Raw genomic sequence first — 24,727 nt, 5'->3', positions numbered from 1 at the left:
CCTGCAGACATCCCCTCTTTTGGTTTCTGGCATCGGCCAGGAGGATCACTCTCTTCCATTCCTTCCCGGCCCGGGCGTCCCTTATCCCGTACTGGGGGGAGGGGGTGGGGGGCACCCACCCTCCCCATGGGACAAGATCACACACCCCTCCCCCCCACCTATCTCTTCTTTTCAGGAAACCACAGTATCGTCAAATTTTTCACAAAATCACCCGGGGATCCCAAAAACGGTAGAGGGGACACCCCCTGTATTCTGATGGCACGGGGGGGTGGGTGGGGTTGAGGGGGGCCCGTTAGATGCTAATGAGACCTCCCCCCCGCGCCGAAAAACAAAACCTGGATCAGGTACGGCCCGCCCTCAGGGCATCCCGGGCAAACGAGACATATTCCGGAACTACCTCAAAGCCAAGGAAGTGCCGGCATTCGTTGCGGGCCACTACCGCAACCGTCCCGGAACCAAGGAATGGATCGAGAACCAGATCGCCGGGATTACTGGAATACCGGATAATCTTCTGCACCAGCTCTTTGGGGAGCTTTGTCGGGGTCTTCTTCTTTCCCTTCCAGTATTCCCGGTTGATCACCCAGACATCCTCGGGATAATGGTCGAGTTTATTGAAGGTGTAGCGCTTCCTGTCTTTTACCACAAAGAGGATGTGGTAGTGGCTGGTGACGTACTTGTTTTTGGTAAACACCCCGAACTGGTACTTCCAGATCAGATGGTTGATCGTGACCAGACCTGCCGCATCAATGCCTTCAAGAATATCGCGGAGCCGGTTCCAGCCGGAAAACACATACATGCTCCCGGAGGGCGAGAGGGCCCGCGTCGCCTGTTTTATCCACCGGCGCGTGAATTTCCCATACTCCGCTGCCGGGATCTCCCGGTAGCCTTCGATCACGTTGCCCCCGGTCCGGTTGTAGTTGAGCCTTTGCGCGGTAAAATCGATGGCAAACGGGGGATCAGTCACGATGAGATCCACGGATCCCGCCGGGAGCTTCTTCAAGAGAGCACAGGCATCTCCCTCGTATAGGGTATCGGGCTCGAACGTGCCAAGCAATCCCATCAGTTCTTCCTGCCGGCCGCCCGCCCCATTTCGAAGGCCCGGGTATTCGCCTCGATGGTCTTTGGCGGGACCAGTTTTTTTACCGCTCCAAGCAGGGATTCTGGCTTTAAGGGGATCGACCACGAGGCCACACCGAGAATCACCACGTTCTGGGCAAGGATGCTGCCTGACTCTGCCGCAATCCGGTCCGCATCGATCAGGCAGGGATCAAAGCGCGCGAGCTGCCCGACGATCTCGTCTTCTGTCAGCACCGGGGCCTTCTGGGTAAAGACCGAAGTAGGAAGGACCATATGCCGGTTAACTACCATTTTTCCGCCGGCCTTGAGATAGTGGGAGTACCGCAGCGCCTCGAGCAGGTCAAATGAGATCAGGAGATCGGCAGTGCCGGGCACGATCAGCGGGCCGTACTGCCCGTCGATCCGTATATGGGTCTCAACCGATCCCCCGCGCTGCGCCATGCCATGCGTCTCTGCCCCTTTTACGGGCCGGCCCTCGCGGAGGCAGGCCTCGCCCAGGATGTTGGACGCAAGTATGGTCCCCTGCCCTCCGATCCCGACGATCAGGATATCGAAACCCGCGCTCATCTCCGCACCTCCAGGGATATCGCCCCGACAGGACAGAGCCGGGCACAGACCGCACACCCGCTGCAGAGCTCGTTGATCCGGGCCTTCTTGTCCACAAGCTCGATTGCCGGGCAGCCAAAGCGCACGCAGGTGCCGCAGCCGGTACAGATCTCCGGGTTGACGGCATAGCGGCCCCGTTTTACCCCGGTGCGTCGGGCCACGATCACGCACATCTGTTTTGCGATGATCACCTTAACGCCCTTTTTGGCCTTTGCATCCTCAAGCACCCGGAGCATGCCGGTCATGTCGTAGGGATCGACCGTTTCGACAAAGGTCGCCCCACAGGCGCGGCAAACCGCATCAAGGGAGACCGGAGGAGTCTCCACACCGGTAGCGGTTACCCCGGTATTCGGGTTGGGCTGGTGGCCGGTCATCGCGGTGATCCGGTTGTCGAGGATGATCACGGTCATGTTTGCACCGTTGTACACCGCATTCATCAGCCCCTGGATACCCGTGTGCAGGAACGTCGAATCGCCGATTGTGCAGACCACATCACGCAACGGATCGGAATGCGCGATCCCGCTCCCGACCGTGATGGATGCACCCATACAGATCGTGGTGTCCACTGCGCCCAGCTGGAGCCCCAGCGTGTAGCATCCGATGTCGCTTGGGTAGACTGCGGTCGGGCCAAAGACCTTCTTTGCCGCATAGAACGCCGCGCGGTGGTGGCAGCCGGCGCAGAGGATGGGGGGGCGCAGGGGAAGGTCCGGAACAGGGATGGGAGCGGCAAACGGGTTTTTCTCCAAAAACCCGGCCTTTACCATGATCCCGGCGACCACGCCCGGCGAAAGTTCCCCTTCGTACGGCGCGTACCCGTTGATCTTCCCAAAGACCGGAACACACCCGGCAACCTGCCGGACAGCCTCCTCGACCACCGGGGCAAGTTCCTCGATGACCAGGATCTTCTCGTGCTTTTTGGCAAATTCCCCCAACCAAGCCTCATCAATGGGGTATGCCCCGATCTTCATGAACGAAACGTTGGGAGGGAGGAGCTCCTGAACGTAGGCTGCCCCGATCCCGCTCGCGATGACAGCGGTCTTTCCGCTGATGGTGTACGCGTTGAGCCCCAGTTCGACAAGGCGTTTTTTGAGAGCGGGCTGCTTTTCGTTGAGTTTCTTGTGCAGGATCCGCGTGTGGGCCGGAATCACGACATATTGCCGGGGATCCTTATGGAACTCACCTTTTCGCTCATTCGGTACAACAGCGCCCAGCGCCACATCACCTTTGGAGTGGCAGATCCGGGTGGTGGGACGGAACAGCACCGGCAGGCGAAACTCCTCGGAAAGGGCAAACGCGGTACCGACCATATCGTGTGCCTCCTGCACACCTGCGGGATCGAGGCAGGGGAGCCGGGCAAAATGGGCATAGCACCGCGTATCCTGTTCGTTCTGGGAACTGTGTGCGAACGGATCATCGGCACTCAGGATCACAAGGCCACCGGTTACCCCGGTATAGGCGCTGGTCATCAGCGGATCAGCGGCAACGTTAAGGCCTACGTGCTTCATCGTGCAGATCGCCCGCAGCCCGCACCACGCGGCAGCGAGAGCATTTTCAAGGGCAACTTTCTCGTTTACCGACCATTCGAGATAAAAGGGCGGGTCTTTCTGCGCACGGAGCACATCGACCACTTCCGATGACGGGGTGCCGGGGTACCCGCTTACAAACCCGATGCCCGATTCAAGACAGGCGTGGGCTATGGCTTCATTCCCGAGAAGATAGTGTCGTTCCATGATCCCAGATCCGTTCAAGATTACGTAATTTTTGGCACAAAGCCCTATAGCATTATCCTGTCCGCCCGGCCATTCACAACCTATAAAAACTCTGATGGAATATCTAATAAGGTAAATTTCAGGCAATCCTTTTGGGCCCGTAGCATAGCCCGGTGGTGCGCCCGGCTGATAACCGGGAGGTCATGCGTTCGAATCGCATCGGGCCCATATCCTTGTTTTAATCTGTTTTTTCGATAAAAGAGCACGGGCTGTGCCAGGATTTTATGCAAAACTTTTACGAGAAAGATTCCAAAAAAGGTTCCCCGGTCAGGCCCGGGGTTTCGAGGCAAAAACAAAACCGATGACCTTTTCGAGAGCGGCAACAAGCTCCTGCTCGGTCTTGAGATACTCGTGCATGCCCTGGTACAGCATGAACAGGACATCATAACCGTACCGCTCAATGGCTGCCTTCGGCTCGATCTGGTTGAGGTACGAATCAGTAAGAAAACCATCGTTGCTGTACATCAGTTCGTACAACCTGCCCCGCTCAGAGAGGACGCAGAACTGGTCAGTGATCGTCTTTGCCGGGTCATCAGGACGAAACGGCGCCGGGTCGCACTTACCCAGAATGATCATCTTCTCTGTGAAATAATTAGGATCGTAGAGCTCACCCTTGGTGTCCTGCTTGCCGATCTTGAGCAGGTTGAGACCGACCGATTTGACCACCGGTTTTGCAAGCACGGTCATGCGCCTGAGGAGTTCCCCGTCGTTGGCCCGGATCTCCTCGGACATTTGGCCCTCAGTCTTTTTTAGTTCCTCGATCATTTTGGTCATTTTCGTAAAGCCGGCCTCAATCTCGTCCATATCATATCACCTTCGAATGCCACATGAGCGTAAAACAAGAGTGTAGTTTTTTGTTCCGGCTATAAAATCACTCGTCTTAATCGACCCCCCGCATATGAGATGGATCCCGGGAGAGGAGATCCCCCATAAAGAAGTACTTCCGGTCTTTTTTGAGCCGGACAACTGCAGCAGTCCCGACAGACAGCTCCTCACCGATGACGAGGCCCTGGTACGAGGCGGTCCGGGCCATGACCGAGCCGGGCCGGATCTTCTCGGTGACTACGCAGAAGACCATAGTCCCGAGAAGAGGACGGTTGAGTGCGACATACTGCTCCTCCGCGTACGCGTTCAGAATACGGGAGCGATCTTTTTTTACTGCATCCGGAAAGTCCTTTTCCTCAAACGGCCCGGTGAACGGCCGCGGCGAATATCGTGTCACATTAACCTTGGCGGGCCGGATCCGCCCGATCAGCTCAAGGGATCGGGAGAAGTCCTCTTCGGTCTCCCCCGGGAACCCTACGATGAAATCGGTTGCAATGGAGATATCCGGGTATCGCCCGCGGAATGCAGAGACGATCTCCTCGAATTCCCGGACCGTATAGCCCCGCCCCATCTGTTCGAGAATGCGATCGGATCCCGACTGGACCGGCAGGTGCACGAACCGGAAGAGCCGATCGCTGGCAAAGGCATCGATCAGATCGTCAAGGATACCCAGGGTAGTAGCCGGGTTCATCATTCCGACCCGGAGCCGGAAATTTCCCGGGATGGAAGAGAGAGCGGTAAGCAGATCCGGCAGGCGCTGCCCCGTATCCCGTCCCCATGCGCTGGTATCCTGTGCGGTCAGCTGGATCTCGTATGCGCCAGCCCTGACATATTCTTCGATTTTATTTCGGATCTCCTGGACAGGGAAACTCCTGAGAGGCCCCCGGGCCCTGCGCGTGATGCAGTAGGTGCACCGCCCAAGGCAGCCCTGGGCAATCTGGACGATCCCTACGCTTTCGGAGCCAACGGTCATAAGGGCCCGGGAGGCTTCGCGGATCGTATCCGGATGAATAATAACCGGTGAACAGACCGCAAGGATCGCTTCGCGCTGGACAAGCGGCATGCAGCCGGTAACAAAAAGCGGTTTCTCCTGCAATGCAGAAAGGCGGCGGAGCATGCGCCGTTCCGTAGGACCGACCACCGTGCAGGTATTGACCACGACCGCATCCGCGTCTTCCGGGGCAGGGACAACGGTACTTCCGTAGTGCTTAAGGACGGCAACCAGATTCGCCGTGTCGCCGAAGTTATAGCGGCACCCGTAGGTCTCGATATACACCCGTTTGCCGGCAAGACCGGCAAACAGATCGCCCGGATCAGGGCTGCCACGCGTAGATCGGTTCCCGTCCATCTGCTTCCCCGGATCGTTTTGGGCCCGGAGCAGTTAAAAGTCGTTTTCCTTTGAATTTTTTAAGGAGGATAACCATTAATCCATGACACCCATAACCTGTTTACTATGATGCGGATCGGGCTTTTGGGCTGCGGCAATATCGGGCATATCATCGCCCGGCACGCGGAAGGGTTCACGATCCCGGCAGTCTACGACACCAAACCTGAACGGGCAAAAGAGATCGCAGATCTCTGCAACGGGAAAGCATACGGGGACTTTGCAGCGTTCCTCGAAGCAGACACCGATATCGTGGTTGAGGCCGCTTCGGTGGGTGCGGCGCGGGCGCACGCACAGGAAGTTCTCGAACACAAAAAGAACCTCGTTATTATGAGCGTGGGAGCGCTTACCGATCAGGAACTCAGGGAGGGCCTTGTGGCTGTGGCACGGCAGACCGGGACAAAGATCTATGTCCCGAGCGGAGCGATTTTCGGGCTGGACAACGTAAAGATAGGGCAGATCTCCCCCATCTCGAAGCTGCTCTTAAAGACCACCAAGAGCCCGCAATCCCTTGGCCTCGATGCACCAATCCGCCGGCGGATCTTCTCCGGCAAGGCACATGAGTGCATCAAATTGTATCCCAAGAACGTGAATGTCTCAGTTGCCATGGGTCTTGCAGCCGGCCAGGATGCGGACGTGGAACTCTGGGTGGATCCGGCGGCAGACAAGAATATCCATGAGCTCTTCATTGAGGGAGACTTTGGCGAGACCTACATCCGGGTGACCAATGTGCCCAGCCCCGAGAACCCGGCAACAAGTTACCTTGCGGCACTCTCCATCCTCTCGCTCTTAAAAAACCTTGACAGCCCGCTGGTCATCGGGACATAAGAGAGGAAACGATCCGCTATGGTTTCGCTGGAATACCTGCTGAAATTTATTGATGAGGATGCGCCGTCCGGCGATGTGACTTCGGATGCCATTATTCCCGAGATAACCTGTCATGCAGTGATCCGGGCAGAGCAGGAAGGTGTTGCTGCAGGTCTTGAAGAGGCCGGGACGCTTTTTTCTCATTTCGGCGTGGAGGCGCGGCCGGAGACCAGGGACGGTTCAACCGTTAAGGCCGGGGAGGTTCTTCTCACGCTGTCTGGCCCGGCAAAGAAGATCCTGCTTGTGGAACGCACCGCGCTCAACATCATTGGCAGGATGAGCGGGATTGCCACGCAGACAAAAGCCATGGCAGATACGGTGAAGGCGGAAAACCCCCGCTGCCGGGTGGCCGGGACGCGCAAGACCTGCCCGGGGCTGCGCGCGCTGGACAAAAAGGCGATCGTGCTTGGCGGGGGTGATCCCCACAGGACATGCCTGAGTGATGGCATCCTTATCAAGGACAATCATCTGGCCCTCGTCTCCATCAGCGAGGCAATCGCCCGTGCCAGGGCCGCAAGTGCCTACCGTAAGATCGAGATCGAGACAGAGTCTGCCCACGATGCTGTCACCGCTGCCCGCGCAGGCGCGGATATCCTGCTTCTCGACAACATGTCTCCGGACAGTATCCGGGATACCATTGGCAATCTCGAATCTGTGGGTCTCCGTGACCGGGTCACCATCGAGCTTTCGGGAGGTATCACCGCAGGAACGATTCGTGATTATGCACAGACAGGTGCAGATCTCATCAGTCTTGGGGCACTCACCCACACCGTCAGGAATTTTTCGGTAACACTGGAAATCCGGAAATAATCTTTTTTTGTGCTGGACACTGCAAATTCGGCGTATTTGGCGGGATCATCTCCCAGGACGAACCTGAAACCAGGTACACTACAACGGAATTTACCGGATTTCCACAATATCCTCTGCCGAGTTAACGACAATCTCTTTCTTGCCTCGGTAGGTCTGGACCGTCCCGTAGAGCAAAACCGGGGTCCCTTTGGCAAAGGCCCGGTCACCCGCAACGATAGCGGGGATGAAGACCGAGGTATTGTTGACCGTGAGGATCACGTGACCCCCATTGGAGAGTACGGTCACCTGGTCAATGCTGCCCGTAAGGCTGACCAGGGTCCCATCTGCCACCTCATTGGAATACACTGTGGCAAACGGTGTTTTCCCTAAGGATAAGAGCACCACCTGCGCAAGAACGACCGCAAGTGCCACGGCGATCAACAGCAGAAGTGCGACCCTTTCCTGGCGACAGAACATAGGTGATGGTTGAAACCGGGGATATAAATTACCGACAGGTTGATATGTTAACACTGTTAACACTACGATCATGTATCAGCAGACATTACCCCCCTCATCACGGACGGTACTGGAGATCCTGGACATCGGGGGCGCCATGACCCACAAGGATCTGGTCACGAAGAGCCACCTTGCCCCGCGGACCGTGAGATATGCCTTAAAGAAACTCAAGGAACGCCACCTTATCATCGAGAAATTCAATTTCCGGGATGCGCGGCAGATTATCTACCAGAACAGGCCCGTAACCACCTCAGAATCCCAGCCGGCCATTGTATGACAAAGCATACCTGCACGCTCATGCACTGCGACAGCATGGTTCGTAACCTCCTGCCACCCATGAGGGCGGAGATGGTATCCAGGCTTGTCAACAACCAGGGCCTCAGCCAGAGCGATGCAGCAAAGAGACTGGGCGTTACGCGGGCTGCAGTGTCCCAGTACCTGAGCAGGAAAAGAGGATACGGTGCGATTGCGCTTTCTTCCGACCTTGATGCGATGATTGATCGCTGGGCACTTGCCGTGGTCACCGGAGAGAGCGATATCAACCTCTGCGATGTGTGCCAGTGCGCACTTAAGAAAGAATAGAATCTATCCCATCATCCCACATCGTGCGGTTCCGATTGCTGTTTTTGTTTTCGCTCAAAGCCACCTGCCAGCCCGGGCGCTCCATATAATACACTCATTCAAGACTTATCGCATATGCCGGTAATAATAGAGGAGCATAAGAAGGCCGATGACCGTAATGACACAGGCAATTTTCAGGTAATCGGTCGGGGGATGCGGAGAACGCACCGCAGGACTCCAGTCGGCATCGAAGACTCCGCGGAAATACATGGCCACCCCCGGTTGTTCAATAATCACACCAGCCTCCCGGTTGAAACCGGGAGAGTTTGTGTTCCAGTTAATGCTGCTGACAAGCACTGCACGGCCATCGACAATTACCCCTTTGTTATGGATCTTTTCAAGACCGGTTGCACCAAGATCTGCACAGCGTGCTTCAAGCGGCAGGTTTTCAGTTGCGGCGATCCGGTTGATGAGCGCCACCATCTCATCGTTATCAGCCTCGTCCTCTGTATTATACCAGTAAGAATCAAGGAGCACCCGCACCTGAACCCCGCGCCGTGATGCATTGATTGCTGTGGCAAGGTATGGGTTAAGACGGGTTTTCGACTCGTTGGTAATGTATGCCTGCTGGATCTCGATACTTTCCTGTGCGGAATTGAGGAGACCGGTGATCCCGGCGCTTGTATCCGGGGCGATGACCGGGGTCACCCGGGCCCCGGTAAACGTCACAGGTTCAAAGACCACCGGCCGGGAAATTATGGTGTAATTTTCCCCGGGTCCCGCTGTTCCATATACCGGAGTGATGGCCGAACCCGATGTATCAGTCTGGTACAGATCGGCAAAGTATGCCGCAAGACGGGGATCCTCCATCACGACTCCCCATCCCCGGTTCCCGGTCTCCCCTGCCGGGGGAAAACCGCTGTGCCCGAAGTTCTCGCTGGTCACCAGCACTGCGCGATCATCAATAATCACGTATTTTGCATGATCGTACCGGTACGGCACATGCCCTCCCTCAGATGAGGCCATTGCAAGAACAGGGATCCCGCTCTGGTTCAACACAGAAATTGCAGATTTCTCCGCTGCCGGGATCCCCCCTACCGGTCCACCCTCGACAAGAACAGATACATCCACCCCCCGTTTCCTGGCATAAGTCAGGGTATGGGTAATATTTGTGCTGGTCAGTTCGTAGACATTTGCCAGCACCCGGTGCTGCGCGGAGTCAACAGCACCGGAAAAGACCGCAAGGGAAGAATCAGGGGAGACAAAGGCGGTAACGGTCACATTTTCAAAGCTCGTCAGGGCCAGACGGGACTGGCCAAGCATGAGCGGCCGGGGATCCCAGGTACCTTCTTCGAGATAATGCACCTGGCCTTCCCGGGGCTTCACATCACCGGGCCAGGTGATCTTCTGCACGAGCCGGCTGTTCTCGTACACCAGCAGTTCGTCACGGGTGTTAGCCAGTCGAAGCTGGTTACCGGAGACAACATCCGGTACACTGGGAGAATAATCCTGCCATTCAAAATCCGGAGAGGTTCCATGAGTCTTTTCAAAGGCCGCACCATTCCGCGCGATCGTCAGGGTTCCATGGATAACCGTACCTTGCGGAAACCGGAAACCGCCGTGATTATCGGAGACAGCGACTCCATCAAGGGATCCATCCCCGGACAGGACAATGTACTCATCTGCATCATCGGGGAGATAGGGGTCCGGGCAGAATTCTATGATCTGCACGGCACTGCAGGTCACGACGCAAAAGCACAAGAAGAGGAAGGCAGCTGACAGGCGGGAAAAGGACACGGTACTTTCCTTTTTATAAGCAGGGGATATAATGGTTGGGAGATGAGATCGCAGGTCACACACGGGGGAGAAGAGGGAAGCGCACACCTTACGGTCGTAAAACTGGGAGGGAGCCTTGCACGCCATGCCAGGGAAATTATCCCGGTCATTCGCGCTGCCCGGCGTCCCTTGCTGATCGTCCCGGGCGGAGGGGTATTTGCCGATGCGGTCCGGCAATCGGAAGCCGACAGTGATACAGCTCACTGGATGGCATGTGCCGCCATGGATCAGTACGGCTGGATGCTCGCCGCGCAGGGAATAAAAACAACATCAAGGCTGGCATGCCCGGCAGGACCGCGTATCCTCCTGCCCTATTGTACAATGCGCCGCCATGATCCTCTGCCCCATTCGTGGGACGTGACCTCTGACACCATCGCGGCATGGGTTGCCGGCAGGCTCGGGGGGGATCTCCTTGTTCTCAAATCCGTTGACGGCATCACCGATGAAGGGAAACTGGTTCCCCGCATAAATAAGCCCAGGGTAACGGATGTTGTTGATCCCCAGTGTATTCCTTATGTACTCGAACACCGGATCCGGACCTTTATTCTCAATGGAACCGATCCTGCACGGATAGAACGATGGCTTCGCGGGGTTAAGGTCCCTGGCACCTGCATTGGTACAACCTTTTAAAGGTACTAAAAGAGATAGTATAGGAATCCATAAAGGGAGAGAATATTATGTCCGATAAAAAGTGTACATCCTGCAGCGCTCCGCTCGCAGAAGAGGGCTCAACGGCGTTCGCGTGCCCCGCATGCGGTGTCGAGATCACCCGGTGCTACCGGTGCAGGGAGCAGAGTATTCCCTACGTCTGCCCGAAATGCGGATTCGGGGGACCGTAAGGCATGGGAAGCGTTGTAGCCATTCTCAGGGTTATGCCGGAGTCCCCGGACATTGACCTTGAAAAATTAAAGAAAGCACTCAAAGATGCGCTGCCCGGTATCAAGGATATCCAGGAAGAGCCGATCGGTTTTGGGCTCAAGGCCCTCAAGCTTGCGGCAATTGTCAACGACGCCGGCGGCGAGACCGATGCTCTCGAAGGAAAACTCAACGCGGTTCCCGGTGTCGAGAGAGCAGAGATCATTGAAGTAACGCTGAATTAAAGCACAGGGATTTTCTGTCGTCCCTGGTACCAGGCTTTTTTCTCAAACCCCATCTTTAAAAACAGATAATTACACGCGGGTTTTTTTCTGCCGTTTCGGTGCTGCCGGTCCTATATCCTTATCGTTTTCCAGCTCGCCGATAATCTGGTGGATGGTGGCGCGGATCTTCTCAACCGATTCCCGGTAGGCAATAACCTCGGATTCATCGATCCTGATGGTCACCGGGAACGCACCGTTTTTGTTGATCCGGGCAGGAACGCCGATACAGACACCTCCGATCCCATGGACCTCGCTCTTCACATATGCAGATACGGTCAGGATCCGGTTCTCATCACCAAGGATGGTTTTAACCAGTGTCGCGATAGCCTCACCGGGGCCATAGACCGTGGAACCTTTGTTCTTGATAATCTGCTCACCGCTGGTCTTTACAGACTGGATAAAATCCTGCACCGGCAGATGCGCAAATGCCGGCAGGTTGGAGATCTTGATCCCGCCAATCGTGGTCGCTGACCAGAGTGGCACCATGCTGTCCCCGTGTTCCCCGATGATACGGGTATGGACCTCGCTGACATGCACTTTGAAATAACTTGCAATAAGTGACTTGAGCCGCATCGAATCCAGGTGCGTGCCAAGACCAAAGACCTGGTTTGGCTTAAGGCCCGAATATTTCAGGGCAACACAGGTCATCACGTCAACAGGATTGGTCACCATAATGATCTTGGTATCCGGGGCAATCGTGCCGATCGTACGGGCCATCGGGGCAATGATCCGCGCGTTCCCGAGCGCCAGGTCAAGACGATTCTGGCCCGGTCCGCGGGGAGTACCCGCTGTGATTACAACAATATCCGAACCGGCCACATCCTTGAGGCTCGTGGTCCAGGTAACCCGGATATTGGTTCCCCGTGCCGCAAAGGAATCGGCAAAATCCTGGGCAAGCCCTTTTAAGAAGGCTTCGCGCCCTTCACGGCCGTACAGCAGAATTTCATGAACATGGGGATCGACAGAAACTGCATAGGCAGCAAAGGTACCGACATTGCCGGTTGCACCGATGATGGTGACTTTGGACATAATATCACAAGAAACGGGGACGTGTCATCGGTCGACTGTACGTTGCTCCTTTCACCAAAGCACCCATCCTCCGCCCCGTTACCCCATGGGCGCCGGATGTCTGCGGTAAGTCTGCTCCCTTCCGGGCCTGAACCGGTTCCCGCAGCGACAGGTCGCCACTCCCTCCGGAATTTTGATCCCTGGCCATCGACCTCATGGGACGAGGTTTCAACGTCAGGACACACAGGATCCGGGAGATCGTTGCAGCCTTCTTCAGACTTCGCCCCCCGCGTACCGACGGTTTCGGGTAACAAGTGACGCCGAGCCACCCGGGCTAGTCCCCATATCACTTGAACTGCCGGTCAATAAATCCTTGGCATAATATGCGGGGAATTTTTCCCAGATAACTCCAAAGATCCGCCGGTTTCTCCCGACATTTCAGGGAACAAAGACCTCGCCGCCCACCCGGTCCTGCCAGTCGTGAAGAAGGGCAGCGACAGTGCCCCGATCCTGCTTGTCAAAAATGTCCAGCGCCGTTACCAGGTGCGTATCCCGGGGGATCACTGACATGAGGTGCCGGAAGTCTCCCTGGTACACCTCAAGGATCTGCTGCCCCCGGGCCTCGGCAATCTTTTCCGGCATCTGCACAACCGGACGGGTCGCCATCTCTGCGTACTGCACACTGATCTTCACGTCATCGATAGCAAAAAGGGCACGGTTAACACCGATATTGACGGCAGACCAGAACGCAGCGGCATACCACGCATCGTTCATAATGACATGCGGGACTCCAAGCCCTGCTGCGGCAAGGCCGAGCGTCCCGGGCCCCGAACAGGCATCGATAAAGAGAGGAACCGGGGGTTTTCCCGTATGGGCGGCGACTGCCCGTACCTTGGGATAGCCGGCGCGAGGAAACTCGACATGAATGACCGACTGCTGCTTGTACACGACAAGGGTACCCTCCCCCAACGGGAAGAGATCGGCCCGGACATCGCAGCCTGCAAGGAGCGTGTGGGCGCAAGGGACGGCACCCGGTTCATGGGATGCGAGACCCGGGATGCCCGGGATGGTTCTCACAACGCCTTTTACTTCGGGAACTTCGGCAACTATCCTGCGGGCAGTCTTCTGCGTTACCTTTCCCGAGAGCAGCAGGAGAGATTTTGTGGGGAGAAACGGGGGATGATCCAGGGCAAGCCCCGGATGGATGAGCGGGGAGCCGACTGCAATTAAGGGATCATGGGGCAGGAGATCGCCTTCCTCCCACATGATGACATACAGGTGTGCAAACACGCCATCGATAAATCGTCTCCCGCAGGAACAGGGTTCGGGATAGTCCAGTACCGGAAGAGGGGCACGTTTGTCAAGGACCTGCATCCGGCAGAAGGGACAGGGCACAAACAGCGTGGGAAGTGCTGCAAGTACCTCCTGCGCCGGACGTACACAGTCACCGCCACACACGGGACAGGCCATGAAGGTTGCTCTGTTGCCCGATCATAGATACTTTGTCAATTTGCCCGGGGCCAGCTGACGCTTTTTGCTGGCCCCGCACTTTTACCCTGCCTGACCCCCCACAGGTATTTCCCTATGTTACGAAGAAAAATCTTATATCCCGGCACTTTTGCACCACATGACCCCATGCAGGATCAGGCAAGACATGTGCAATTAACATGGAGATTACAGAAGAGAAATCGGTCTTCTCGTGCATAGGACTATAATGGGGGGTCACGCAGGGATATTTTGTTTTTACCCCGGTTACCTGCACCCGGCATGACGGAAAATGATACCGGAACGAACCTGCGGTCCCTGTCAGAAAAACTCATAAAAATGGGCAATGGGCCTGATGCGATTCGAACGCATGACCGCCCGGTTATGAGCCGGGCGCTCTAACCGGACTGAGCTACAGGCCCATAAGCGCCGCCAACAGGACTCGAACCTGTGACATGCTGGTTAACAGCCAGCCACTCTACCAACTGAGTTATGGCGGCAGCAGTTTCCTGCGCCTTAATAGATTCTTTGTGAGCCCTTTTAAAGGTAACGAAGGGCAGATCAGACCCGATCAACCGGCATCGGCAGTGATGCAGTGAGCACAAAATCAATAATCTGCGGGGGAATTGCCGGTCAGGGTCGTTTCATCGCGTTCACAAGGCGTATAATATCATCAAGATCCTCGTTTAAGTGAGCGAAGAGCTCGCGGGTCTGCGCAGTTGCGACTGCCCCTTCCGGTGACGCGCGGATGTAGCCCAGCTGTTCGAGCACATGGAGGGAATACCGGATACGGTGCGAGGGAAGGTCGAGGATCTCGGAGAGTTTCATGATGCCGATCGGCTGGTGCTCGGCTACGGTCCGGGCCACCTCAATGTGCCGGCTGAGAAGCTCGATCTCCTCCTTCATCTTCTTGAGCATACCCTAATCCTTGCGGAAACGCTCCCGCTTTACCCCTATAGTATTACCTTCATCTCAATGTTCATCAAGCCATGCCTTGGTCAAGCGGTAGCTCTTCACAAAATCCCAAGAGAGCACAAGGGCAAGGGCGAGCAGGACTATGAGTGCAGGGAGGCGGTACGGTTCCGGGGCAAGGAAAAAGAACAGGATCGCAAGCGCCACCAGAAGAATAATGGCATTGAGCTGGACTGCCAGCCGGTAGAATTTCCACTTGAACTGTTCCTTTGCAGTTTCGTCCATCACTCGTATGTTAGAATCCGGGAATAAAAGTACTTGACGTTTCAGCGCGTAGATGTATGGCAATGGATCCACTGGACGCTGCCATGAAGAAGTGCGGGGCGGATGCCTTTGTGCACTATGCTACAGGTGAAGAGGCGGACATGCGGTACCTTACCCGGTTCGTGATGCATGATCCCTTTGTCTTTTTTAAGCGGCGCAGGCAACCGGGCACCATCATCGTGCCCCAGATGGAGGCGGAGCGGGCATCACGGGAATCAACGACTTCGGTGATGACGCGCACCCAGGCAGGGCTCCCCGATATTGTCAAAAAAGAAAAGGATCCCTGGAAGGCCGCAGCAAAGATGATCGCCGGCCAGGCAGGAAAGAACCTGCTTGTTTCTCCTGCGCTTCCCGCCGCGCTCCTGCGCGCACTTGAGGAGCACGGCCATGTGATCGTTGACAATGGCACCGTAGAGAGAGTCCGGGCAATAAAGAGCCCCGGGGAGATCCGGCTCATGCAGGCTGTGCAGAAGAAGACCGAGCGTGCAATGGCGCTCGGGATCTCCCTCATCAGCCATGCCACCGTAAAAAAAGGCATCCTGTACCACAACGGCGCACCGCTCACCTCTGAACTTGTCCGTATTGCGATGCACAAGCAGCTGATGGATGAAGGGTGCCGCGCCGTGGAGACCATCATCTCGTGCGGAGAGGATACCGCCTTCCCCCACATTATCGGGAGCGGGGCCCTAAAGCCGCATGAGCCCATCGTGATCGACATGTTCCCACGGGATGAGGCATCGGGGTATTACGCGGATATGACCCGGACAGTCTCGAAAGGAAAGCCCAGCCAGAAGATCACCGAGATGTACGAGGCAGTAAAAGAGGCCCAGCAGATCGGTATTGCAACAATAAAAGCCGGGGTGTCGGGGGCAGATGTACATAACGCCGTGGTGGACTATTTCAAAAGCAGAGGATACGAGAGTGACACGAGGGGGTTTATCCATAATCTCGGGCACGGCGTCGGGCTTCAGGTCCATGAGCTCCCCACGGTCGGACCCGCAGGAGGCGCACTCGAAGCCGGGTCGGTGGTCACGGTTGAACCCGGCTTGTACTATCCCGGCGTCGGGGGCATACGGCTGGAGGATATGGGCGCAGTACGTGCCCGGCAGTTTGCCGGTTTCACGCAGTTTGAGGAGACGCTGATCGTATGAAAAAGATGAACGATGATGTACTGGATACGTATATTTCAGCAGGGAAACTTGCCTCTGTGATCCTCAGGGAAAGCGCACGTGAGATCAGGGCGGGGGGGTCCTTCCTGGAACTGGTCGAGTCTGTGGAGGCCCGGGTCCGGGAGAGCGGTGCTGACCTTGCCTTCCCTCTCAATGTCTCTTTAAACGAAGATGCAGCCCACGACACGGCTGCGCCGGGTGATGAGCGGGTCTTTGCCAAAGGGGAGGTGATCAAGCTCGATCTCGGGGTGCAGATTGACGGTTACATTGCGGACACCGCAACAACGGTCGACCTCGGGAACAACGCGCTCCTCCTTGATGCGTCCCGCGAGGCCCTCGAAGCAGCAATTCGCATTGTGAAGCCGGGAGTGACCGCAGGAGAGATCGGGGCAGTCATAGAAAAAGAGATTACCAGCCGGGGGTACCGGCCCATCGCCAACCTCACCGGCCATGGCCTTGGCCAATATATACAGCACCGGGACCCCACCATTCCCAACATCGCCATCAACGGCGGTTCCGTGCTTGAAGAGGGTACGGCTTTTGCAATAGAACCATTTGCCACAACCGGGAGCGGCCGGGTTGGGGAAAAGACCCGTATTGAGATTTATTCCCAGATCGCAGAAAAGCCGGTCCGGATCCCCTCTGCCCGCGCGGCCATGGAAAAGGTAAGGGAACGCCACGGGCTTCCCTTCTCCCGGCGCTGGCTTGACGATAAAAAGATGGTCCTGGCACTCCCCGGCCTCGTGCGCTCCGGGATCCTCCACGGGTACCCTGTCCTTGCCGACATCCCGGGCTCGCTTGTCTCCCAGCACGAGCATACCCTGATCGTAACTGCCGACGGCTGCATAGTCACGACCCGCTGATGGGATAGGTATAAGGATTCAGGCGTTAAATAATAAAGGTTACAGCCATGTCCGGAGATTTGGAAAGCCTGCGCATCATGGAAGTCCTGCTGACTGCAGAAATTTTCAACCAGAACCCGACTCTCGATCTCAATGACCTGACGCCGGCCTGTCGGGAGATCTTCTGCTCCGGGGATACCAAATCCATCAAACGGCCGGTCTATGTGAGCGACGGGCTGATGAAGCGCACGCTCAATATTGCGGATGCACACGATAAGATCGCTAAAAATCCGTTTGTCTCCTACGAGGAGTTCGGTCAGCGCCTGAAGATAACAACACTCCAGCCGGCGGCAGAATGGTTCCTTGCCCAAGGGGGAAAAGATCTCATCCGGCAGAACCCGGCGCTTGCCTTTTTCTTTGAATCGTTCAACGGTACGGGAGTTTCGTACCAGGATGTGCGCAAGGCCAACCCGCCCTACGAGGATACGCGGGCAAGCCTTGACACCAAACTCTCCAAGCTGATCGGAGAGGACGAAAAACTCCGGGGGGCGCTTGACCTGGTGATCGTGAGCGCGCCCGAAGAGATCGAGCAGCGCATGGAGGATCTCATCTGTTCACCGGAACAGACCGCGATTATCCACAAAATCCACCACGCACTTCACCACCGGGACTTCCTGAACCGGCACCGCATTTACGAGGTGGGAAAACTCCTGTTCGTTGGCCCACCCGGAACCGGGAAGACTTCCTTAGCGCTTGCCATGTCCCACTCCATGCACATGCCGGTCCTCGAGGTCAGGCTTTCGATGATCACATCCCAGTATCTGGGGGAGACCTCGAAAAACATCGACAAGATCTTCGAACTTGCAAAGAAACTTTCCCCATCTATTCTCTTTATCGATGAATTCGATTTTGTCGCAAAGAGCCGGGTCACCGACGACCATGGTGCGATGAAACGGGCCGTCAACTCACTCTTAAAAAACATCGATCGTATCAGCCTGGTAAAAAACGGTGTCCTCCTGATCGGGGCTACAAATCACCCGCAATTGCTCGATGAAGCAGCATGGAGACGTTTTGACGAGATAGTGGAATTTTCCCTGCCAAACGAGGAGATGCGCAGGGAGATCATAAAGAGCAGCACGTCATCCCTGTCCTGCACCTGTGATTACCAGGAGCTCGCGGCACTCACCGACGGATTCTCCGGAGCGGATATCCGGATAATGGTAAAAGAGGCACTGCTCTCGGCCCTCATGGACAAGCGCGAAAAGATCGACAGCGCGGACCTGGAAACAGGCATACGCATGATCAGGAACCGCGACGCGATCCGGAACCTGAGCTGGAAATAACATGAAAGTCCAGCTGCTGGGGACCGGGGATGCCATAGGCACACCCAAGATCGGGTGCGACTGCCCCCAATGCCAGCATGCACAGAAGACCGGCATCGGCCGGCTGCGGACCTCCCTTCTTATCGAACAGGACGGCCGCCATATCCTTGTTGACACCTCACCCGATCTCCGCCAGCAGCTGATCAGGTCAGGTTCACCCCATATCGATGCCGTGGTCTGGACCCACGGGCACTACGACCATTTCATGGGCTTTGGCGAGTTTTACCGGGTCCAGAAGTGTCCCCCGGTGTATGCCCCGGAGCCGGTGCTCCGGTACTGCGGCGGAACGTTCAGATTCCTTGAGTTCGAACAAAATCCGGTGGAGCCGTACGTACCGTTCGAACTTTTTGGTATCACGATCACGCCATTCCTCGTAAAACATCCCCCGGCATACACCTGCGGGTTTGTCTTTGAAAGGGGCGGTGTAAGAGTAGGGTACACCTCGGACACCAACCGGGATATCCCGCAAAAGAGTCTCAACCTGCTCGAAAATCTCGATCTCCTGCTTGTGGATGCACTCGTCCCCTCGCACATGACCATTACCAAGCATATGAACTACCTCGATGCCTGCACGCTGGCCGAAAGCCTGCACCCGAAGGCATTCCGTTGCATCCATATCAGTCATATGATGCCGTGGGAATACCCACACCTTGCCCATGATGGCGACATTTTTGAATTTCCCTAATGGGGCAGATTTTCTCCGCTGCCCTTCCCTGCTCACCCATACTTTAATAGTTCACAGGTTCCCAAACATAGGTGCATGATTGTAAAAGTACTTGAACTCGAAAAGGACAAGGCGCGACTCGTTATCCAGGGGGAGGGTCACACGTTCATGAACGCCCTTGTCGAAGAGATCCTGACCGACCCGGATGTAGACGTCGCAAAATACACTATCGAGTTCCAGTTCTCCGACCCCGAACTGCTGGTCACCACCAAAAACGCCAAGAAAAATCCCCTGACGGTCATAAAGAAGGCCTGCAAACGGATCTCCAGCAACTGCGACGATCTTCTCAAAAACCTTTCAAAGCAGAAGTAGATCCTGTAACAGATCTGCATTCCATACTTTTTTTAGAAGTGGGTCTGCACAAGCAGATATATTACTGTGATTATCTTTTTCTGACTCGCGAAAAAATGGGATGATGCCGGGCAGAAATTTAAAAAAAAAAGCCGGTTATAGGAATACTGCCCTATTCCGCTCTTTCGGTAAAGACAATCGATCCAGATATGCGGGAGATCTTGATCTTTACGCTCTGGCCGGGCTTTGCATTCGAGACATACATGATGTAACGGCCCATCTTCACGACACCATCGCCGCGCTTGGAGAGCGACTGGATCTCGACATCCAAAACCTGTCCCTCTTCAAGGTTTTCCGAAGCCGGTTCGGTTCTTGCCTTACGCTTCCGGACCGGGCGGTGACCGCCGCAGGCATCGCAGCGGAGGAGTAGAACCCGGTCGTCCTTGACCAGGCGGGTGTCCGGCTTGCCGCATTCAGAGCATATTACGTAATCATCCACGTAACTCTTGATGATCATCCGTATCTGGGAAATCTCGAACTTCCCGTTGAAGATCGCCCGGTTGCCCTCGATTTTGCCGGAGGTTCCCAGTTCACCGAGCATATACTTCATCAGGTGATCCTTGTCGCGACGGACGGTGTCAGCGATCTCTGCGAAATTCTCGAGGATCGTGGTCTTACCTTCCACGTAAGCCTTGGCCTCAGGGACCACAAAGCGCTCCGAAGAGGCACTTTTTTCAGAAATGTGGGAATAGGCTTTTTTCAAGAGATTTTCGTAGGAGTCCGTCATACCAGTATATTATAAGGGATGCCAGGGTGCAAAAGGCTTTCCCAGCATCCAAAAAAACGGGGCATTTGCCTGAATGGTACGTCAGTCCAGTTTTGGCACTGCGGATTTGACCAGAGTGATCAGCTCGGCATTTGCAGCAGCGTCCTCGATATCCTTCTCATTGACGGAAGTAAACCCGGCAAAATTCATTCCCCGTGCTTCGATCCATTTTTTGAAAACCTCACGGCTTCCGCCGGGTCTGCCGCCGCAGGTGACAAAGGCAACCGCCCGTTTTTTTTCGCAGTTCTCAAGCACATCGATGATGGAATGAATGGCCGGCGTTGGCTTGAATGCCCAGACCGGGGATCCAAACACAAGAAGGTCGTATTCTCTCACATTCAGGTGGGACGGTTCGATCTCAGTTTTATTCTCACCGCGTGCATCCTTGCACTGCGCAAGAAACCTGGTCAGTGCCATGTGCTGTGCGCGATCCGTTACTTCGACCAGGCGGCTGTCCGGGATGACCGAAGCTATATGCTGCGCCACATGCCGGGTATTGCCCGTTTCTGAATGGTAGATGATGCAGATCCTCATAAGAGTAATAGAACGTACCCCATGCCCAAAAACTTTTCATACAAATATCCAGCACGGATGAAACGGATTGTCGGGTAAAATCCAAACGTGAACCCGGGAAAAATGAGGATTTATTTCCTGAACTGGGGCATCATTGCCCGTACTTCTTTTCCGGTCTCCTCAAGGAGGTGTTCCTCATCAGCCTTCGTGAGCGCATTAAAGACCGGACGGTTAACCATATTCTCAAGCATCCATTCCTTGGCAAACTCGCCGCTCTGGATCTCGGCAAGGATCTCTTCCATTGCCTCGTAGGCCTCCGGCCCGATGACACGGGGTCCGCGGGTCATATCGCCGTACTGCGCCGTGTTGCTCACGTACTGGCGCATATTGGTGAGCCCGCCCTCATAGATCAGGTCAACGATCAGCTTGAGCTCGTGGCAGACTTCGAGATATGCCATCTCAGGTGCATACCCGGCATCGACCAGTGTCTCGAACCCCGCCTTGATAAGCGATGCAGTTCCGCCGCAGAGCACTGCCTGTTCACCGAAGAGATCGGTCTCTGTCTCCTCGCGGAACGTAGTTTCGAGAACGACTGCACGCGTTGCGCCGATACCCTTTGCATACGCAAGAGCTGTCTTGTGGGCTTTGCACGTGTGGTCTTGGTGGATGGCGATGAGTGCAGGGACTCCCTTACCCTCCTCGTACTGCCGGCGCACCATGAAGCCGGGGCCCTTGGGGGCCACCATGATCACATCCACATTGCCCGGCGGCTGGATCTGGCCGAAGTGGATGTTAAACCCATGGGAGAACATCAGGACCTTGTTCTCGGAGAGGTGGGGCAGGATCTCATTTTTGTAGACCGCTGCCTGGAGCTCGTCCGGCAGGAGGATTTGGATGATATCTGCTTTCTTTGCCGCTTCGGCAACGGTCATGACGTTCATGCCGTCCTTTGCGGCCGCATCCCAGCTCTTTCCCTTGCGCAGACCGATGATTACATCAAGGCCGCTGTCCCGTAAGTTCAGCGACTGCCCGCGTCCCTGTGACCCGTATCCGATCACTGCAATTTTTTTGCCCGAGAGCACCGAGAGATCGGCATCGGATTCATAGTATTTTTTCATCATAGGCTTATCCCTTTGATATCAGCAACAAAGCACATAAATATTATATGAAAAAACTAAAGAAGCACACTTGCGAAAACCAGCAGGGATGCGATGACCTATTAATCAGGTAACAGTGGATAAGGCCCCGGAACAGCCGTTCAGCGGGAAACTGCCTGACGTTCAGGCAACATCCCCCGATGTAAGGATTAACCTGACCAGGGTCGGGGTGAAAAATGTAAAAAAACTTGTCGAGGTTACCCGCCCCGATAAAAGACCGGTTGTTTTTATCTCGAACTTCGATGTTTATGTGGATCTGCCCGGAAGCCTCAAAGGTGCTAACCTCTCACGGAACTTTGAGGTGATCGATGAGGTACTCCAGCAGGCAATTGATGGCGAAGTCAACGAGATCGAGAACCTTTGCAGTGCTGTGGCACGCAAGCTGCTTGACCGGCATGAATATGCGGATCGCACGGAAGTACTCATGCGCAGCGAGTTCATGGTCAAGCGCGAGACACCGGTGAGCCACACAACATGCCACGAAGTGGTCAAGGTCCATGCCCGGGCAATTGCAAAGAGAACTTTCCGCGATCCCATTGTAAGAAAGAGCATTGGTGCCGAGGTTACCGGCATGACCGCCTGCCCCTGTGCGCAGAATATCATGAAGGAGCGGGCCAACCACGTTCTTGAAGGGCTGGGTATTGACCAGAAGACCATTGATGCCTTCTTTGCCGAAGTTCCCATGGCCACCCACAACCAGCGGGGCCGGGGTTTCCTCTGCATCGAGACCGATGACGACCAGCATGTGGACCTTGAAAAGATCATCAGGATCCTCAAAGAATCCATGAGCGCCGGCATTTATGAGCTCCTTAAACGCGGCGATGAAAGTGCCGTTGTGCTTGCCGCGCACAAAAATCCGCGATTTGTGGAAGACTGCGTCCGGGAAATGGCAAAGAAAGTTCTGAGCGGGTTTGATTACCTGCCGGGAGATGCCGTTGTCACCATCAAACAGACAAATGAAGAAAGCATCCACCAGCATGACGCGTACGCTGAACGGAGGGCAACGCTTGCAGAATTGCAGGATGAACTCAACGGCGATCACAAAACATCCTGCTGAAAAATACAAAAGAAATGAATAAAATGGCCCTGAGATAAAACAGGATCGCAGATATTCCCGGCCTTCCTGCGCGACAAAGAAAAACCGGCATTTTTTGTCTCTTTTTTATTTTAATTGCCAATTCTCCCTTTGATCTCCGTTTTCGGTACCGGGAAATTAAAACAAAAAACGTTATAAAATGGTTCGTTGTAGATACAGTTGAACGTACTTTGTACGGTCAATTATCTCTAGAGATGAGAGATGTATAGAGCAATTTTGTACCGCAATTCGAACAACGCAACATAACATGAGGCGATAATATTGTCGAAAGTTGTAGAGATTTCCCCAACCACAAGACATGAGGGACACTCCAAGATGGTCTTGAAGGTTAACGACCAGGGCATCATTGAGACGGGTAACTGGTGTTCCATTACCCCGGTGAGGGGCGTAGAGAAGCTTGCCGTCGGCAAGACCCCCGAACAGGTGCCGAAGATCGCATCCCGTGTCTGTGGTATCTGCCCGATAGCCCACAACCTTGCGGCTACCGAAGCGATGGAAGCATCGATCAAGTGCGAGATCCCCAAGGATGCAAAGGCGCTCCGTAATATCCTGCAGCTCGCAAACCGGCTGCACAGCATTGCGCTGCACGATATCCTGATCCTGCCCGATCTGTATATCCCGGGTACCGAGACCAAGATCAACCCGTTCACGGCAGAAGAGCCGGTGCGCACCGTTGCAAAGCGCATCCAGCGCCTCCGTGAGATCGGACAGACCATTGGCCAGATTGCTGGCGGCGACTGCATCCACCCGAGAAACACCCGTATCGGTGGTATGTACCGCAACTGCTCCGAGCAGGCCAAGACCAAGATGTACGACCTCGCCAAGGAAGGACTTGTCCTTGCCAAGGCCCAGATGGACTTCATGATCGCAGTCCTGAGGAACTACCAGGCACGCGAATCCGTCGATGTTGGCGGCATGAAGGTTCCCCTGCCCAAGACCCTCGGGTACCATAATCAGGGCTACATGGCAACCCATGCATTCTATGGCAGCTCGAGCCTTGACGAATGCCCCACATGGGACATCAACCGGTTCAAGGAAGTCCGGCCATGGGACTGGTACATGGGCGAGATGGAAGTTTCGCTCGAAGAGCCACGGTACCCCGTTGGCGGAACCACCAAGATTGGCACCAAGGTCAACCCCCAGATGGAGGCCTGCACCGGCATCCCGATGTACGATGGCCAGCCGGTAGAAGTCGGTCCGCGTGCCCGTCTTGCGACCTACAAGAACTACGATGAGAAGGGCACAGTAGGCCAGAATATTGCCCGTGAGATGGAGTACACTGACAGCCTGTACGAGATGATCGATCAGATCGATGCACTCGACACCTGCGGAAAGGTTGTTGCAGACTTTATCCCCGATGGCGACGGATCCCTTGGCTGGGCAACCAACGAGGCACCCCGCGGCTGCGATGCACACATTGCCCGTGTCAAGGACTGGAAGGTCCAGTACTTCAGCATGCTCGTACCGACCACATGGAACTTTGCAACCTGCAGTGCAGCCCTCACCGGCGCACCTTGGCAGCTTGCCGAAGTCATCATGCGCGGGTACGACCCCTGTGTATCATGTGCAACCCACATGATCGTACTGGATGAAGACAACAAAGTAGTGGCTCAGAAGCTCATCCAGTGA

At 55.5% G+C, this 24,727-nt stretch carries 28 protein-coding genes, 3 tRNA genes and 1 other RNA gene; 15 read left to right on the top strand and 17 right to left on the bottom strand.

The annotated features are described in order from the left end of the window. Positions 1-340: 340 nt before the first annotated feature. The 3 genes from MBOO_RS02615 to iorA are packed head-to-tail and all read right to left on the bottom strand — an operon-like array spanning position 341 to position 3,413. Positions 341-1,060, bottom strand: coding sequence for a DNA-methyltransferase (locus tag MBOO_RS02615; RefSeq protein WP_012106042.1), 720 nt, complete (start codon positions 1,058-1,060; stop codon positions 341-343). Then, positions 1,060-1,644, bottom strand: a complete 585-nt coding sequence (locus tag MBOO_RS02610) for an indolepyruvate oxidoreductase subunit beta (protein ID WP_012106041.1) — start codon at positions 1,642-1,644, stop codon at positions 1,060-1,062. Before MBOO_RS02610 ends, MBOO_RS02615 begins: the two co-directional genes overlap by 1 nt. Further along, a complete protein-coding gene (gene iorA / locus MBOO_RS02605; RefSeq protein ID WP_012106040.1) occupies positions 1,641-3,413 on the bottom strand; it encodes an indolepyruvate ferredoxin oxidoreductase subunit alpha in 1,773 nt (590 codons plus the stop codon). The genes MBOO_RS02610 and iorA overlap by 4 nt, the downstream gene beginning before the upstream one ends. A gap of 133 nt (positions 3,414-3,546) precedes the next feature. Here iorA and MBOO_RS02600 point away from each other — a divergent pair. Next, a tRNA-Ile gene (locus MBOO_RS02600) sits at positions 3,547-3,620 on the top strand. A gap of 99 nt (positions 3,621-3,719) precedes the next feature. Here MBOO_RS02600 and MBOO_RS02595 read toward each other — a convergent pair. After that, positions 3,720-4,256 carry a hypothetical protein gene (locus tag MBOO_RS02595; protein WP_012106039.1) on the bottom strand — a complete coding sequence of 179 codons (537 nt, stop codon included), beginning with the start codon at positions 4,254-4,256 and terminating at the stop codon, positions 3,720-3,722. A gap of 76 nt (positions 4,257-4,332) precedes the next feature. Beyond that, on the bottom strand, positions 4,333-5,625 hold the full coding sequence (locus MBOO_RS02590) for a tRNA (N(6)-L-threonylcarbamoyladenosine(37)-C(2))-methylthiotransferase (RefSeq protein ID WP_012106038.1): 1,293 nt from the start codon (positions 5,623-5,625) through the stop codon (positions 4,333-4,335). A 105-nt stretch (positions 5,626-5,730) separates the two neighbouring features. On the opposite strand from MBOO_RS02590, the gene nadX reads away from it, so the two are divergent. Then, on the top strand, positions 5,731-6,489 hold the full coding sequence (gene nadX, locus MBOO_RS02585; RefSeq protein WP_012106037.1) for an aspartate dehydrogenase: 759 nt from the start codon (positions 5,731-5,733) through the stop codon (positions 6,487-6,489). Positions 6,490-6,507: 18 nt separating this feature from the next. Next, a complete protein-coding gene (gene nadC / locus MBOO_RS02580; protein WP_012106036.1) occupies positions 6,508-7,338 on the top strand; it encodes a carboxylating nicotinate-nucleotide diphosphorylase in 831 nt (276 codons plus the stop codon). A gap of 90 nt (positions 7,339-7,428) precedes the next feature. Here nadC and MBOO_RS02575 read toward each other — a convergent pair whose 3' ends face one another. Then, complete coding sequence (locus MBOO_RS02575; protein ID WP_048068234.1) at positions 7,429-7,794, bottom strand: hypothetical protein; 366 nt, start codon at positions 7,792-7,794, stop codon at positions 7,429-7,431. Positions 7,795-7,864: 70 nt separating this feature from the next. On the opposite strand from MBOO_RS02575, the gene MBOO_RS02570 reads away from it, so the two are divergent. Further along, a complete protein-coding gene (locus MBOO_RS02570) occupies positions 7,865-8,110 on the top strand; it encodes a MarR family transcriptional regulator (protein ID WP_012106034.1) in 246 nt (81 codons plus the stop codon). Continuing rightward, positions 8,107-8,415 (top strand): transcriptional regulator, encoded by a 309-nt coding sequence (locus tag MBOO_RS02565; protein WP_048068233.1) that lies wholly within the window; start codon positions 8,107-8,109, stop codon positions 8,413-8,415. The genes MBOO_RS02570 and MBOO_RS02565 overlap by 4 nt, the downstream gene beginning before the upstream one ends. 105 nt (positions 8,416-8,520) lie before the next feature. On the opposite strand, the gene MBOO_RS02560 is transcribed toward MBOO_RS02565, so the two are convergent. Continuing rightward, positions 8,521-10,140 (bottom strand): phospholipase D-like domain-containing protein, encoded by a 1,620-nt coding sequence (locus MBOO_RS02560; RefSeq protein ID WP_232385619.1) that lies wholly within the window; start codon positions 10,138-10,140, stop codon positions 8,521-8,523. 93 nt (positions 10,141-10,233) lie between these two features. Here MBOO_RS02560 and MBOO_RS02555 point away from each other — a divergent pair, with 93 nt between their 5' ends. From MBOO_RS02555 to MBOO_RS02550, 3 genes are read left to right on the top strand one after another with little or no spacing between them, the layout of a single operon-like run. Further along, the gene (locus MBOO_RS02555) at positions 10,234-10,860 is read left to right on the top strand and encodes an amino acid kinase family protein (RefSeq protein ID WP_012106031.1); all 627 of its coding nucleotides are present in this window, start codon (positions 10,234-10,236) and stop codon (positions 10,858-10,860) included. Between the two features lie 47 nt (positions 10,861-10,907). Further along, entirely contained in the window at positions 10,908-11,069 is a 162-nt protein-coding gene (locus MBOO_RS13345) for a zinc finger domain-containing protein (protein WP_012108039.1), read from the top strand. Between the two features lie 3 nt (positions 11,070-11,072). After that, a complete protein-coding gene (locus MBOO_RS02550) occupies positions 11,073-11,330 on the top strand; it encodes an elongation factor 1-beta (protein WP_012106030.1) in 258 nt (85 codons plus the stop codon). Between the two features lie 69 nt (positions 11,331-11,399). Here the strand turns inward: MBOO_RS02550 and MBOO_RS02545 are convergent, their stop codons facing one another. From MBOO_RS02545 to MBOO_RS02520, 7 genes are all read right to left on the bottom strand, one after another. Further along, complete coding sequence (locus tag MBOO_RS02545) at positions 11,400-12,398, bottom strand: malate dehydrogenase (protein WP_012106029.1); 999 nt, start codon at positions 12,396-12,398, stop codon at positions 11,400-11,402. A gap of 13 nt (positions 12,399-12,411) precedes the next feature. Then, positions 12,412-12,722, bottom strand: an RNA gene (ffs, locus tag MBOO_RS13340) — signal recognition particle sRNA. 93 nt (positions 12,723-12,815) lie between these two features. Next, on the bottom strand, positions 12,816-13,847 hold the full coding sequence (locus MBOO_RS02540) for a hypothetical protein (protein WP_012106028.1): 1,032 nt from the start codon (positions 13,845-13,847) through the stop codon (positions 12,816-12,818). 362 nt (positions 13,848-14,209) lie between these two features. Beyond that, a tRNA-Ile gene (locus MBOO_RS02535) sits at positions 14,210-14,284 on the bottom strand. 5 nt (positions 14,285-14,289) lie between these two features. Beyond that, positions 14,290-14,362: transfer RNA gene (locus MBOO_RS02530), tRNA-Asn, on the bottom strand. Positions 14,363-14,495: 133 nt separating this feature from the next. Next, positions 14,496-14,780: a hypothetical protein gene (locus tag MBOO_RS02525; RefSeq protein ID WP_012106027.1), complete on the bottom strand. Its 285-nt coding sequence runs from the start codon at positions 14,778-14,780 to the stop codon at positions 14,496-14,498. A 54-nt stretch (positions 14,781-14,834) separates the two neighbouring features. Beyond that, positions 14,835-15,059 (bottom strand): hypothetical protein, encoded by a 225-nt coding sequence (locus MBOO_RS02520; protein WP_012106026.1) that lies wholly within the window; start codon positions 15,057-15,059, stop codon positions 14,835-14,837. 56 nt (positions 15,060-15,115) lie between these two features. On the opposite strand from MBOO_RS02520, the gene MBOO_RS02515 reads away from it, so the two are divergent. The 5 genes from MBOO_RS02515 (at position 15,116) to MBOO_RS02495 (ending at position 19,527) form a co-directional block, all read left to right on the top strand. After that, positions 15,116-16,249: a M24 family metallopeptidase gene (locus MBOO_RS02515; RefSeq protein ID WP_012106025.1), complete on the top strand. Its 1,134-nt coding sequence runs from the start codon at positions 15,116-15,118 to the stop codon at positions 16,247-16,249. A gap of 5 nt (positions 16,250-16,254) precedes the next feature. Beyond that, positions 16,255-17,130, top strand: a complete 876-nt coding sequence (map, locus tag MBOO_RS02510; RefSeq protein WP_048068558.1) for a type II methionyl aminopeptidase — start codon at positions 16,255-16,257, stop codon at positions 17,128-17,130. 47 nt (positions 17,131-17,177) lie between these two features. Beyond that, positions 17,178-18,452, top strand: coding sequence for an ATP-binding protein (locus tag MBOO_RS02505; RefSeq protein ID WP_012106023.1), 1,275 nt, complete (start codon positions 17,178-17,180; stop codon positions 18,450-18,452). A gap of 1 nt (position 18,453) precedes the next feature. Further along, positions 18,454-19,176: an MBL fold metallo-hydrolase gene (locus MBOO_RS02500; protein WP_012106022.1), complete on the top strand. Its 723-nt coding sequence runs from the start codon at positions 18,454-18,456 to the stop codon at positions 19,174-19,176. 75 nt (positions 19,177-19,251) lie between these two features. Beyond that, on the top strand, positions 19,252-19,527 hold the full coding sequence (locus MBOO_RS02495) for a DNA-directed RNA polymerase subunit L (RefSeq protein WP_012106021.1): 276 nt from the start codon (positions 19,252-19,254) through the stop codon (positions 19,525-19,527). Between the two features lie 151 nt (positions 19,528-19,678). Here MBOO_RS02495 and MBOO_RS02490 read toward each other — a convergent pair whose 3' ends face one another. The 3 genes from MBOO_RS02490 to ilvC all read right to left on the bottom strand — a co-directional run bounded on the left by MBOO_RS02490 (position 19,679) and on the right by ilvC (position 21,966). Further along, positions 19,679-20,293, bottom strand: coding sequence for a translation initiation factor IF-2 subunit beta (locus MBOO_RS02490; protein ID WP_012106020.1), 615 nt, complete (start codon positions 20,291-20,293; stop codon positions 19,679-19,681). 81 nt (positions 20,294-20,374) lie between these two features. After that, entirely contained in the window at positions 20,375-20,866 is a 492-nt protein-coding gene (locus MBOO_RS02485) for a flavodoxin family protein (protein WP_012106019.1), read from the bottom strand. A gap of 110 nt (positions 20,867-20,976) precedes the next feature. Continuing rightward, positions 20,977-21,966, bottom strand: a complete 990-nt coding sequence (gene ilvC / locus MBOO_RS02480) for a ketol-acid reductoisomerase (RefSeq protein WP_012106018.1) — start codon at positions 21,964-21,966, stop codon at positions 20,977-20,979. A gap of 112 nt (positions 21,967-22,078) precedes the next feature. Between ilvC and mptA the strand changes: the two genes are divergently transcribed. Beyond that, a complete protein-coding gene (mptA, locus tag MBOO_RS02475; RefSeq protein ID WP_012106017.1) occupies positions 22,079-23,059 on the top strand; it encodes a GTP cyclohydrolase MptA in 981 nt (326 codons plus the stop codon). A gap of 300 nt (positions 23,060-23,359) precedes the next feature. Further along, positions 23,360-24,727 (top strand): coenzyme F420 hydrogenase subunit alpha, encoded by a 1,368-nt coding sequence (gene frhA, locus MBOO_RS02470; RefSeq protein WP_048068232.1) that lies wholly within the window; start codon positions 23,360-23,362, stop codon positions 24,725-24,727.

This window comes from Methanoregula boonei 6A8, from assembly GCF_000017625.1.
Classification (GTDB): domain Archaea; phylum Halobacteriota; class Methanomicrobia; order Methanomicrobiales; family Methanospirillaceae; genus Methanoregula; species Methanoregula boonei.
The sequence above is the reverse complement of the archived record's forward strand: the minus strand, read 5'-3'. Positions and strand labels throughout refer to the sequence as shown.